Genomic DNA, 12,952 nt, shown 5'->3' with positions numbered 1-12,952 from the left:
TCACAAATGCCCCATGGCAGGAAAAAGCTCAATTTTCATCGGCTTAAAGCGGACGCGAGGAGCCAGGCCAAGAGGGTGTCAAGAGGTGGGGAGCCAGATCAGGGATGAGGCGCCTGAGGGCGAAGGCGTGCAGCCGCTCGATCGTCGCGGATCTGCGCGCACGGTCACACTTTTCCGGCCAGGCTCGATTGAAACTTCCAAGTTTCGATCGTTTTGCTTGATTAGGAACATCTCTCCATCAGGGCTGATGGCCGCCACTCACGCGCCATTGCTTCGCGGCGAGCCAGCAACGGTACGCTTCAGCGAGACCGGCCAGGTCGAGGGGAAAGTCGTTTGGCAGCGCGATGACCGGACTGGCATCGAGTTTTCAGAGGAAGTCGACGTGTCCAGTCTCCTATTCCGGATCAGTCAAAATGTCGAAGACAAGGGTCGCTAACGTCCGCCTCGACTTGTGATCCGGGAAAGCGCCAATTTTATCGTGCGCGATACGGCGAAGGTGTTTGAAGTCTGAGAAATTTCCCAAAGAGGGTTAAGGGCCTCGGCTAACTGCACCATGTTCATTGCAGGCCTTCAGCCCCGTACAGCCGTCGTTCGCTGGGTTCAGGATGATATGGCCAGCTTCTATTTAATCGATCCGACCCCGTTTCCCGAGCTTGGTCAGTAGACGCTTTTTCATCATGAAGTCGGCAGGACGGTGCCAGGACCGGCTCACCTTGAAATGCGCTGCTCGCTCAAGCTTCAATATTTAAACGCCCACCCTAGGAGAGTGGGTGCCTAAATTTCGTAATAGGCGCGATACCATGCGACGAAGTGCTCGATCCCCTCTTCTATGCCAGTTTCGGGCTTATAGCCGGTCAAGTCGCGCAGCAATCCATTGTCAGCCCAGGTCGCTGGCACATCGCCCTCCTGCATCGGCTTGAAATTCTTCACCGCATCGCGCCCGCAGGCGCGCTCGATTGCCGTGATGAAATCGAGCAGGCGCACCTTCTCGCCATTGCCGATATTGACCACGCGATAGGGTGCCGCTGGCGAAATACTGTCATGCGGTAAGAGCTCGCCCCGTCCTTTCGGCGGGGGAGGGCGTGCGTCGAGCAGCAAACGAATTCCATGAACCAGATCGGTTATAAAAGTAAAATCCCGATACATGTCACCATTGTTGTATAAGTCGATTGGCGAACCCTCGAGTACCCCTTTGGTAAATTTGAAGGGAGCCATGTCGGGTCGACCCCACGGCCCGTAGACGGTAAAGAAGCGAAACATGGTGGTCGGCAATCCCCACAAATGCGCATAGCTGTGCGCCATCGCTTCATTTGCCTTCTTGCTCGCAGCGTAGAGGGATAAGGGGGTGTCGCATTTGTCGAGTTCAGTGAAGGGCATCGTGCTGTTGGCGCCATAGACTGAGCTGGTCGAAGCAATCAGCAGGTGCTCGACCTCCAGTTCGCGCGCCACCTCCAGCACATTGAAGCTGCCGACCAGGTTCGCATCGACATAGGCGCGCGGGTTTTCGAGGCTGTATCGCACGCCCGCCTGCGCCGCGAGGTGGACTATGATGTCGGGGCAAGTGTCGAGCGCCAGTTTCCGCAGTCGTTCGAAATCCTCCAGCATGCCGATTTCGGCGCGGAAGTGCTGGTGCTGCATCAGCATCTGGTGCCGCCGCCGTTTCAGGCGCACGTCGTAATAGTCGGTCATCCCGTCATAGCCGACCACCGCAAAGCCCTCGCCGAGTAGCAGTTTCGAGAGGTGGAAGCCGATGAAGCCAGCCGATCCGGTGACGAGGACTGTTCGCATTGGGAAGCGTTAGCGTTCTCGCTCACGCTTGGCGAGGGGTAGGCGGGCAAGGGCCCGATAGTTTTCGGTGGCGACAGTTATTGAATGGTACGCCTTTCGCGCACTCGGCCTCGGACGGCTAATGAAGCTTGCAAAGGCAACGCCACTGTCCGACTTCAGGAACGTCTACAGTCCCGTCGACATCTTTTCTAAAGGCTTCAATTATGAAAGCATCGGACGGACTTGAGCATTGAATTTATTGCCAATGGAGCGCGCCAGCAACGCACCTTTGGTGAGGGTGAGTAGTCTGCCGTCTCTCGCTCCTTCCAAAAAACTCTTACAAGGAAGGCATCCCAACACGGCCACAAATCACTGATCAATTACCCACTTGGATCGCCTGGGGTCCTTCCTCACGCGCCTGCCGCAGTTTGCGCATGTGCCAACCCAGCCATTGCCGTCATGTTTAACGCGCCTTTTGTCTGGCGAGTGCAGCCCCCTGCTGCATCGCGCAAAACACAAAATCAGACGTAGCATCTACCAGCCCTTACGCGCTTGCCAAGCCCAGCCCGATTGCGAAAGCCAGCAAGTAAAGGACAAGCCCAGTCACAAATTTTCCATCCGTCCGCATGGCTACCTCACTTAGCTTCGCTTTTACGAGCTCAAGCCTTAGCAAGATATTTCAAAAACGAAAGGATAGGTTTTTCGTAAATGCAATAAAATCACGCTCTGCGGGTTGGCGCTATGGCATGAAGGGCCATCTTTATGGCGTAGATCATGCACCAAATGCCAAGAGCGTCGCCGACTACGATGGACAGGTAGTCTGGCATGAGGGCCTTTTCGAAAGCCACAATTTCAAGGCCAACTCTCATTGCCGCCGCATTTGCCGAGGAGCAGGCAACGGACAAGATGAGGAGGTCCTTCGCGCTGACACCTTCCAGGCTGGGGTTAATTTTCAAGGCCCTCGACGCTGCGTCTGCTCCTGCGAATGCCGCACTTATGCTGAGGACTGCGAGGACAATCCTGGCACTGGGATCAACGCCAAAGTCGATGCATACAAACGCGGCGGCAATTATCCATGGCAGGGCCCAATAGCCCACCAAAAGGAATGCAAACAATTTGATGAATGCAGGCGGATAAAATAGCCAAGGATTAAAGGCTATCAGGCCTTGATAGACCCCAAGCCCCTGAAAAAATCTATAAACGGCGACGTATAACAGAGCGAGCGCGATCGATGTGGCAGTTGCCTCTAATGCGCGGCGCTGGTCGATGGCCACAAGCTAGCCCCTCTGAATGGTAACGTTAAAATCTTTGACATTAATTCCCGACGCCGACAAGCAATTTTCGATCATCGAAAGGCCGCTTTCGCTAAATTTGTTTCAGCAACGAGAATTTGCGGGCCACTTTGTCTTCGCCAAGGCTCGATGCCCTCGCCTGAAGTCATTCAAGGAGCATATTGTCATACGCGTAGTTTCATGGAGAAGATTGCGGGTCGGGCTATTTCCGCAACGCCTTGATGCGAATTTCAGCCGATCGCTGAGAAGAGGTCATGCGCTGTGGAGGTAAAGTTCACGCGGCGCTTACGCCTGTCATCATTGTCGACTTGAACGTCAAGCAGGCCCTTTTCCTTAAGGGCCACTAAATTACGATACGACGTTGCCGCAGACTTGCCTTTTGCAAGGTCGTATACGTCTGCCACGGTCAGCGATCCCTTGCGGTCGTAAAGCATCTTAAGTTCGAACAGAAGCCGCTCCTGCTCTCCCGTCAATTCAGACAGGGGAGGAAGGCGGCGCAAACTTACGAGCAAGTTGATGAGTTTCAGCATGCCATCACGCTACACACTTTCCTCCAGGCAGGGCAAACTAATGTATTCTAAAAATGCCAGCTAAATGGATAGGGTCATTTGGCGCTGAATGCAAATTCGGAAATCGAGACCTGTGCCGACTGCTGGCCGTCTGGCCCACTTCCATCAAGCGTGAGGGACAGCATTGTGCACTCCGAAGGCAATGTGATGGAAGACCTATACGTCGCAGCCTTGCCAGAGGCGGGAATGGTTTGATCCCAAACTCGAATTGCGCGTGAATTGTCTGCCCTCACGCATTCTCCCCGCCATGCGATGCGTGCACCACCCTCGCCGTCGAAGGAGACCCTCTGCAGCAATTCATACGCCTTGCCGCCAATGACCGGAAATGTTCGCCTGGCGATCTGGCCGCGAGACAGAGGACGCAGCAACACCTCCACTCCGCCGCCTTGACCAATGCGGCCCTCAATTCCGTCTCCATCTGCGACGTACCAGGCAAGGCCTCTCAGCCTCTTGTCAGCCGTCGCATCATTGAATGCCGCCTCGGCAAATTCGGCCGCATCAAAATTGCTCCAAACTGCCTCAGCCACAGACATGGCCCTGTCCCACTCACCCGCCTCCGCAACGCGGAATATGGACCTCGCCACACTCGCCTCAAATTTTTCGCCTGACACCGACCTTCCGGCAGGCTCAACAACGCTGATCAGGTCATCGATGTCAGCATCACGCGACGCGCGATCCAGAAATCCCGGCATCCACCTCGCCTCGCGCTGCGCGTATGGCGTTATTGCATTGCGCAGCCTGACATCGCCCATTTCGCCCACAAGTATGGGGTGCAGCAGCGGCCCAAGTTGAGGCGTGACAGACACGGCGGCATCATAATGGCGCATGATGTCGCCTGCGTCGTTTCTGGCAGCAGCCCTTTCGAGGAGCCACACCTGCGCCATCGTGTCGCGCCTCGACACGCGGTCGGACAAAGCCATGGCCTCAAGGGCGCGACTGCCGTCGCCCTCCATGTCTGCATTTGCTCCAATGATCCTGAGGGACGAACGGCTCAAGGGATTGCGTGTGAGGGACAGCATCGCATCACGCACGTCTTCCCTGCTCGCGGCGTATTTGCCCGCCTCCTCAATCCTTCTGCTTACAGACGAGGACAATGCCAAAGCATCGCCAGGGCTGCGATCAAGCGCAGCCTGAGGGTCAGACATCCTCAAATTAACGACAAACGCGAACTGATACGCTTGCCACGCCGCAAAAATTGTCAGCAGCGCAATGGTGGCGGCCTTGGCAGGATTGAGGCGCCTCGCCTCCACTATCCCTTTGCCCCCTCATGCTCCTCGCCGTAGCGCTTGCCGTAGCCATAGCCGTAGCCATAGCCGTAGCCGTAGCCGTAGCCGTAGCCGTAGCCATACCCGCTCGATCCGCTTCCGACCTTCGTCAGGATGACGCCGAAGATGTGGGCATTGACCATCTTGATGCGCTTGATCGACGCTCTGATGCCGCGCACGGCTGCCCCAGCAGACTGCACGACGTATACTACGCCTTCAACTGCGCTGGCGATGAGCGGCGCGTCTGTCATGCCCAAAACAGGCGGACTGTCGATGACGATGTGATCAAATTGCTCAAGGCCCTCCCTCACAAATTGGCCCAGCCTGTCGCCGCTCAGCAGCTCTGCCGCGCTTGGCGGAATGGGACCAGCAGCTATGATGGCAACGCCTTGCCTGCCTGTCTCCTGCACCAGCGCAGACCAGTCCCCGTCTCCCGCCAGATAATTGCTGAAGCCCTTCTCATTCGATCGCTCGAAGAAGGAGTGTATCGATGGCGACCTGAGGTCTGCGTCGACCAGCAGCACGCGCTTGCCTGTACGCCCAAGGACACTCGCAAGAGCCATAGCGCTTGAAGACTTGCCCTCGCCCGGGCGCGTACTTGTAACAGCAATCGACTTGGGAAAGCCGTGGCTCGTCGTAAATGCCAGGCTCGACCTGATGGAGAAGTATGCGTCGTAATAATTAGACTTAACGTCTTCTATCTCCTCCGCCACGCTGTCTTCATCAAGCATCGGAGTAAGCCCAAGCAGCGGCAGCTTGAGCAGCGCCTCCACCTGCCCAGGCTCACGCACGCCCTCATCGATCTGCTCGAGGGCGAATGCCACCGCGCCAGCAAGGCCCACGCCCAACAGCAGCGAAATCGCTAAATTGATGAGGAGTACGGGCGATGACGGTGAAGATGGCGCAATCGCCGGCTCGACGATGGCTATGTTGTTGACGCCAACCGTGCCAGCAACGCCGATTTCCTTGTAACGCTGCAGCAGCGCGTCATACAGCTCGCGGTTTGTGTCCGCCTCCCTCTGGAAAATGGCATACTGAATGTTGGCTCTGTTCTGAGCGTCGAGGTCGCGCTTGAGTTCTGCCACCTTGCCCTGCAGCTCTCGCTCGCGCGACAGCGCCTCCTTATACTCCTGCGAACGAGCCTTCGAAATGCGCGACGTTTCTGCTGCAATCGCTGCGTCAATTGCGTCAATTTGCCCCTCAAGCTCGATGACTGCAGGAAATTCTGGAGCAAATTGCACCGACAATTTGGCAAGCTGCGCTGCAGCTGCCGCACGCTGCTGCTTGAGGCTCGACAGCGTTCCGCTGCCCACTGCCTCTGCCGTATTCTCGCCCGCCACGCCCGAACGCGCCTGAGCAGCAATCCTCTGAGACGTCGCATCATTAAGTTCGCGCGCCAGCTGCTCAAGGCTTGCCCCCGTCAGCGTGCGGTTGGCAATGGCCCGCCCATTGGGGTCGCGTATTTGGTCAAGCGTGACGATGCCCGTCTCAGAGCCATACACCACGACTTGCTTTTCTGATTCCTCAAGCCTGTCCTTAAGCGTCGCAAGCCGCTCTTCTAGGAAGTCGCGCGCGTCAGCCGTTGAAGCAAACTGCCTCTCCATGCTGAGGTCGACAAATGCAGAAGCCCACTGATTGGCGATGCGCGAAGACAGATCAGCATCCCTGCTCGTGTAATTGATGTTGACGAGCTTCGACATTCTGATCGGCGAAATTTCTACATTTGCGAGCAGCACACCCACGACGAGGCGCCTGTTTTCCTCATCAATCTGCGCCTCGCTCTTGCCCTCATCTTCGCGCTCAAGGACGCCTGCATCAATTCCATGAGCCTCGAGAAAGTCAGGATTTTCGTACAAATTGAGTTCTGACGCGACGCGCTCTGCCAGCGGCCTCGCCTCCAGCAATTCATACTGCGTTGCGTAAAATTCCATATCTTGCCCGGGCAGCTCTGCATCCAAGCCCTCAACATTGGTAATCTGCTTCTGCTGCCTGTCTATCTGCACCTGCGTCGATGCCGTATAAAGCGGCGCCATCAGCAGCGTGACTGTCACGCCCAAAATGACGCATGCGGCAATGATGCCCGCCATCAGCCATCGCCACCTCACAACAGTGTGCCAATACTGTATCAGTATGGGGGGAAGGTGAAATCCCTCATCCTCGCCCCAGGCATCCTGCTGCCGCTGGCGCTCAAATGCATCACCGCCAAATTCACTCATGTCGCGCGAGGCCATATCGTTGCGAAGCTCTTATCTGTTTCTGTCTAGGAGGATGATGATTGGCGCCAAAAGCGGCGTTGCTGCCAGGAAGTCGCGGAATATGCGCCTGCTATTCGAATTTCCGACGATGACGACGTCGCTGGCGAAGATTTCAGGATCCTTATACTGACCCTTCTCAATCGCTCGAACGTCGTAAAGGGCAGCATAATCCTGCCCCTCAACCGTCCTCAGCACCACCACTTCACCCTTCTTTGAAAATTCCGTCCAACCCTCAGCCGAAGCAATGGCCGTCATAAGCGTCATCTTGCCAACGATGGGGTACACGCCCGCCCTCTTCACTTCTCCGCTGATCGTCACCGTCTGGCTGAAGATTTCCTTCAAATTGACGGTCACTTGCGGGTCCTTGATGAAGCGCCCCCGAAAGCGTTCAGCCATCAAATCGCCCACTTCCCCCGGCGTCTTTCCCGCCACCTCCAAAGTGCCGATGAGAGGAAATGTGATGCGCCCGCTGGCGTCGACCTGAATTTCCTTCTTCGACAACTCCTCACTGCCAAACACGTCGACATTGAGGACGTCAAATGGCCCAACCCTGTAAGCCCTCTCATTGGCAGACAAGTCTGCCACTGTCGGCTCAGGCAAGGAATTGCCTTCCACAACTTCAAGGCCAGGCGCTCCGCCAATTGTGCCCGAAGACGACGCGCAGCCCATCAATGCTAGGGCTGTCGCTGCCGCCGCTGTAGACCTCAACAAGACGTCCATTTTCATGAAGATTTCAGCCTTCCTTCTGCATCCTGCGCGATGATGGGCTCCACGCCCACACCGCCGCAACGGCTAAAAGTGCAGACCCTATCGGAGTTCGCAGGGGATAGTCGCTGGCGCTGGCAAATGCCAGAACAAGAATGACGATGACGCCGCATCTCCTCAAATGCCCCGCCGCGCCCAACTCAGACAATGCCGACCTCGCCGCAGCAGCCCACATCACCAACGCCGCTCCGGCAAGGATCACGCCAGGCAATCCTGCAGTAAGGACAATGTCCAGCCAGTCATTATGCGCCTGATTGAAGTAACTCGGCATGAGGAGGCCGGCCGGCTCGTGTATTTGGTACACGGGCACAAACGTGCCAACGCCTGACCCCCAAGGCATATACTGCGGCAGGAATTCGATGACGCTTTGCCACACGGGCCACCTCAACTCTTCTCCAACGCCGTCCATCCTGTCGACGGCCTCGTCTCGTGCTAGGAAGACTGTCGCAGCCGCCATGCCCGCAGCAATCAAGACGCCCGCCGCCGCCTGCATCAGCCCCCTTAACGCAAATCCCTCACCGCCTTCCCTCCGAGAAAATCTCATGAAGGCGAGGCACGCAAAGGATACTGCTCCCACAACGAGGCCCATCCTCGAACCCGTCACCAAAATGAGCGGAACAAGCGCAGCCATGCCGGCAGCCACCACCAATCTGACGGACCGTGCCTGGCGAGTATACGCAGGCGCACACAACGCTATCGCAGCCAACATCGGAAACATCGCCGCCAGCATTGCAGCCTGATGATTGCGATTGGCAAACAGGCCAGCACTTTCAGAAGACACGCGGTAAAATCGCAAATCCACGCCAGCAGCCTGCGCAACGCCCACAAGCCCGCTCGCCATGCACATGACAGTAACTAAGGCCAGCAGCCTGACGCGGTCTCTTTCATCAAGCTGCACGCCCAAGAGCAAGGCAGCCGCAGGCACGCTTAAGGAGTAAAGCGCATTCTGCGTGCCTTCAGGAAACATGCTCAACGGACGCCAAATCCCTTCAAGGCCCGCAAATCCATCAACTTGCTCAATGATCTCGCGCCCCGGCAGCGACCGCCACACATCAGGCGGCAGCGGCACGAGGTGTAGGGCCGTCAGCAGAATTGCGCACCCCAAAATGATGATGGGAGGCCGAAACGCCCGCCAATGATCTGCATTAAAGCTGAACAGCGCAAATCCCGCCGCCGCAATGGCCAAGGGTCGAAGAAGCATCACGTGCGGCGTGTCGTATCGCGACGTGCCCCCCGTCACGAATACGATCGCGATGAGGGCGGCAAGGACAATGAGCTGCCTGCTCCAATCGCGCGGATTGAAAATCGAGTAAGTGTGCAAGGATTGGGACTTGTTTCTCGAAACCGCCATCAATCCCGCCGCCACATCAAACAATTTTGCCTACGAAAGGCCTCAAACGCATTCGGCTCTGCCGACTGCTCGACCCCCCCAACTCCGCCGCGCAAGGCCAGGCGCGCGATGAAGGGGCCCTTGAAAGTAAAACGGGGCCAAAAGGCCCCGCTTTTTTCTGCAACCTGCAACAACCCTTACGGGCTTACAGGAGCATTGTCTCCGCCTCCCGCGGCAACGACGGCCGCGATGCCAACGGCTGCAGCCACGAGGGCAATGATCAGGCCCGATCCGCCGCCCACTTCGCTTTCGTCTTCAACGGGGGCAACAGCGCGCGCCTTCGAAACTTCTGCCACTGCCGGCATTGCCGCCAGCGACAACACTGCTGCAGCTGCTAGAACCTTCTTGACCATGTCCATTCCTTTTTATTTCAAATCTTATTGCAAATTTGATTCGGTTCTAGCCAAGCCTGCCCGGCGAGGCAACCCCAAAGTGTGATAAGGTGACGCAACTGGACGAGTGTGGCTTTTCTGCCTAAGAAGCCCTGCCAAGCCAAACCGTCTCCAGACTGAGTGAGCAAGCCTTCTACGCTCTGATTATAACATGATGAAACTCCTGATAAAAATGTGGGGCCTCCTCGCCCTCTGCCCAAGGGGCAGGCACCTTCGCAGCAGCTCGCACATCCGCAAGTCTGGCGACACATACACATCCATCTGCCGATCATGCGGCAAGCCCATGATCCGCATAAGCAAGCGGCGCTGGAAGCTGGCCCAGGAAGACTAAGGCGCCGTAAAACATGGAGCCTCACGCTGCCCAGCATCAATCCTCGCCCCTCACGCCTCCATCACGCCCTAATCACTTTGCGCCAATTCCCTGCACAATGACGCGCAGGGTCTTGAGCGCGATGAGGACGTCAAGCCACAGCGACAAATTCTTGACGTAGTAAAAGTCGAGGCGAAGTTTTTGTCGCACGTCTTCCACATCCGCCACATGCCCCTGATTGACCTGCGCCCAACCCGTAATGCCAGGCCTCACAATGTGCCGGTACGCGTAGAAGGCAATTTCCTGGTCATACCAATGCGCAAGCTCCGCAGCCTCAGGCCTTGGACCAATCCAGCTCATTTCGCCCCTGAGGATGTTCCACGCCTGCGGCAGCTCGTCGAGACGCGTCTTTCTTAAAAAACGCCCCACGCGCGTGATCCTGTCGTCACCATCGCGCGTGACTGCGTCATGTCTGCGCGCATCCTCGCTCTCGCTGACGCCTCTCTCTTTCATGGTCCTAAACTTGACCATCTGAAAAAATTCGCCGCGGTGTCCGAGGCGCCTCTGGAAAAACAAAATTGGCCCCCGCCCATCCACCTTGATCATGATGGCTATGACGCCCACGACCGGCAGGATGATGGGAGCAAGCAGCAAGACTGCCGCAATGTCGATTGCTCTTTTGGCTGTCCGGTAAGGCAAATTGGGTATCAGCGACCCCAGTTCGTTTTCTCTGAGGTGGCTGATCCTGACCTCGCCCGTCAGCGCCTCCTCAATGAGGCGGTAGTGATAAACTGGAATGCCTTTTATGGCCGCCTTTGCCAGCATCCTTGCCCAATCATCGGTCTGGTCATGGTGCAAGTCCGCAACGACTGAACCGCTGATGAGTTCGCGATCGATGAGGTCGTCGAGCTCCTGCGGCGATCCCAGCCGCAAGAAGCCCGAATGCTTGAGGATGCGCTCGACATTGCCTGCCGGCACGACAAAATGCCGCACTTTTGGATTAACGTGCCGTATTCTGACCGTCACGAGATAGCTGATTGCAATCGTCGCCGCAGCGCACGGCAGGAGGAGGCTCCACGGCATGCCCGTCCTCAGCATCGCATTGACGCTTAATACGCCTCCAAACATCGCCAGGTTGACGGGCAAGACGTATGACAGCAGGCGCGCCCTCGAATACGCCCTCAGCTGCGTGATGACATACCACACAGCGACATTGGCCGCCGCCAACTGAATGACCCAACCGTCTGCAATCATGTCTGCGGCTGTTATGGACTTGAGCGTCGACCACGCCACCGCCGGCATGACGACGCCTGCAGTGATGTAAAATGCGACTTGCTCTGCCGCGCCCATCCTCTGCACGCGCTTTACTGTCGCAAGCCTCATGGGCGCTCTACTCATGACCTTGCGCGTCCCAAAAATGCTCGCCCCAAAAGCGCATCGAATACACAAACGCCTATCGCAGACGCAGCAATGTCGACTGCCCAATCCTTAAAGCTCGCATCACGCCCCACGCCAGGCATCGCCTGCGCGCACTCAATGGCAAGGCCCAAGGCGGCAAGCAGCAGCACAATCAGCGCGGCACTAGATTTCGGAAACGCCACCCTCGACAGAAGGGCAAGGCTTACAAATGCGCCAGCGTGTAGGAGCGTATCGCTCGGATTTCCTGGCACCTGAGGAGGATGCGGCAAAAGCGCCAAAATGACGCAAAGGATGACGGCACATGCCAGCGCCATCCGCCAAAGCCATGACCCAAGCCGCATAATGCGTGCGCCGGCCACGCCTAAATGGCTCGCCTCAGGCCGGCAATTGGCACCATCGCTCTCGTCGCCTTTCCCATCACGTCTATCAGCAGCCACGCCCTCTCATTTGGTATCAACGCATCAAGGCGGCCAATCATTCCAGCAAATGGCCCATCCTCAATTCTGACGCCGTCTCCCGCCTTCAATTCAAGGCCTGGCATCATCACGCCCTCATCATCGCATCGCGACTTTATGGCCCCTATCAGGCCCGCATCGACCGGCGCAGGCTTTCCACAAAAGGACACCAACCTCGCCACGCCATGCGTCGACTTGATGGCTCTCCATGGCGCGGACGCAGCATCAACTGCAACAAAGAAGTATCCCGCAAAGTATGGACGCATTGACGCCACAAGGCGCGAGCCTTTCCTAGACGTGTATTTCTCCATCGGCATGAAGACGTCAAATCCCTGCACGCAAAGATTGCGAGCAGCAATCTTCCACGAATTGGGCTTCGCCTGCGCAGCAAACCACTCAAGCATTTCGGTCCCCGCCATCATCGTCTTAGCAACTTCCCCAAACAAAGCCTGCGCCTAAGCCGCAAAGACGCCGCCCACGCAAGAAAAATTTCATTTATGAAAAGAACCCTTGCATCAACAATTAAAGACGCTATCGCTCAAATTTGAGCAATGCAATCGCATCTGCACAACATGGTCACTTACAATGGCGGCGGCGAGGGTCTTTCTCGTCCCGTGCGGCAGCCTGCGCCAAATACACGATCGCCTGATCCATTGGCGCACAACAACAAAGGCCTGCCCTCGTGACAGGATCGCGTCATCAGATGCAGGAAGACACGCGCACGCGCGTCTTGCGCCTCATTGCCGACAATCCGCAAATGACACAGCGCGAACTTGCAGACGCCGTCGGCATCAGCACCGGCAGCGTGCACTACCTCCTCAACGCCTTGCTTGAGGCGGGCCTCGTCAAATTCGGCAACTTCAGCGCAAGCCAAGACAAGCGCCGATACGCATACATACTGACGCCTAAGGGCGTTGCGGAAAAGGCCGCCCTCACGCACCGCTTCTTAAAGCGCAAAATGCAAGAGTATGAAGACTTGGCCCGCGAAATCGACGCCTTGGAAGAAGAAATGAGCCAAGAAGGCTCTGCCTCCGGCCAAGCCCTTTCGGGCACGCCAACTCGAAACAGATGAC

13 protein-coding genes are annotated in these 12,952 nt (G+C 56.9%); 2 read left to right on the top strand and 11 right to left on the bottom strand.

From position 1 onward, the window contains the following. The first annotated feature begins 13 nt into the window (after window positions 1-13). Window positions 14-436: a PilZ domain-containing protein gene (locus tag VRS74_RS08370; RefSeq protein ID WP_354144800.1), complete on the top strand. Its 423-nt coding sequence runs from the start codon at window positions 14-16 to the stop codon at window positions 434-436. 338 nt (window positions 437-774) lie between these two features. Here VRS74_RS08370 and VRS74_RS08365 read toward each other — a convergent pair whose 3' ends face one another. The 11 genes from VRS74_RS08365 to nusG all read right to left on the bottom strand — a co-directional run bounded on the left by VRS74_RS08365 (window position 775) and on the right by nusG (window position 12,325). Beyond that, a complete protein-coding gene (locus VRS74_RS08365; RefSeq protein WP_354144799.1) occupies window positions 775-1,788 on the bottom strand; it encodes a GDP-mannose 4,6-dehydratase in 1,014 nt (337 codons plus the stop codon). A gap of 698 nt (window positions 1,789-2,486) precedes the next feature. After that, complete coding sequence (locus VRS74_RS08360) at window positions 2,487-3,041, bottom strand: hypothetical protein (RefSeq protein WP_354144798.1); 555 nt, start codon at window positions 3,039-3,041, stop codon at window positions 2,487-2,489. Between the two features lie 248 nt (window positions 3,042-3,289). After that, window positions 3,290-3,589: a hypothetical protein gene (locus tag VRS74_RS08355; RefSeq protein WP_354144797.1), complete on the bottom strand. Its 300-nt coding sequence runs from the start codon at window positions 3,587-3,589 to the stop codon at window positions 3,290-3,292. A gap of 74 nt (window positions 3,590-3,663) precedes the next feature. Next, window positions 3,664-4,878, bottom strand: coding sequence for a hypothetical protein (locus VRS74_RS08350; protein WP_354144796.1), 1,215 nt, complete (start codon window positions 4,876-4,878; stop codon window positions 3,664-3,666). Beyond that, window positions 4,878-7,109 (bottom strand): GumC family protein, encoded by a 2,232-nt coding sequence (locus tag VRS74_RS08345; RefSeq protein WP_354144795.1) that lies wholly within the window; start codon window positions 7,107-7,109, stop codon window positions 4,878-4,880. Before VRS74_RS08345 ends, VRS74_RS08350 begins: the two co-directional genes overlap by 1 nt. Before the next feature lie 30 nt (window positions 7,110-7,139). After that, window positions 7,140-7,874, bottom strand: coding sequence for a polysaccharide biosynthesis/export family protein (locus tag VRS74_RS08340; protein ID WP_354144794.1), 735 nt, complete (start codon window positions 7,872-7,874; stop codon window positions 7,140-7,142). Window positions 7,875-7,881: 7 nt separating this feature from the next. Continuing rightward, window positions 7,882-9,279, bottom strand: a complete 1,398-nt coding sequence (locus VRS74_RS08335) for an O-antigen ligase family protein (protein WP_354144924.1) — start codon at window positions 9,277-9,279, stop codon at window positions 7,882-7,884. A gap of 161 nt (window positions 9,280-9,440) precedes the next feature. Beyond that, a complete protein-coding gene (locus tag VRS74_RS08330) occupies window positions 9,441-9,656 on the bottom strand; it encodes a hypothetical protein (protein ID WP_354144793.1) in 216 nt (71 codons plus the stop codon). 442 nt (window positions 9,657-10,098) lie between these two features. After that, window positions 10,099-11,388 (bottom strand): sugar transferase, encoded by a 1,290-nt coding sequence (locus VRS74_RS08325; protein ID WP_354144792.1) that lies wholly within the window; start codon window positions 11,386-11,388, stop codon window positions 10,099-10,101. Window positions 11,389-11,399: 11 nt separating this feature from the next. After that, a complete protein-coding gene (locus VRS74_RS08320; RefSeq protein ID WP_354144791.1) occupies window positions 11,400-11,783 on the bottom strand; it encodes a VanZ family protein in 384 nt (127 codons plus the stop codon). 2 nt (window positions 11,784-11,785) lie between these two features. Beyond that, window positions 11,786-12,325, bottom strand: a complete 540-nt coding sequence (nusG, locus tag VRS74_RS08315; protein WP_354144790.1) for a transcription termination/antitermination protein NusG — start codon at window positions 12,323-12,325, stop codon at window positions 11,786-11,788. 257 nt (window positions 12,326-12,582) lie between these two features. On the opposite strand from nusG, the gene VRS74_RS08310 reads away from it, so the two are divergent. After that, on the top strand, window positions 12,583-12,951 hold the full coding sequence (locus tag VRS74_RS08310; RefSeq protein ID WP_354144789.1) for a MarR family EPS-associated transcriptional regulator: 369 nt from the start codon (window positions 12,583-12,585) through the stop codon (window positions 12,949-12,951). Window position 12,952 lies beyond the last annotated feature (1 nt).

The organism is Altererythrobacter litoralis, assembly GCF_036324225.1.
Classification (GTDB): Bacteria; Pseudomonadota; Alphaproteobacteria; order Sphingomonadales; family Sphingomonadaceae; genus Erythrobacter; species Erythrobacter litoralis_A.
Note: the sequence above shows the minus strand (reverse complement) of the source record. Positions and strands in the feature narration are given on the sequence as shown.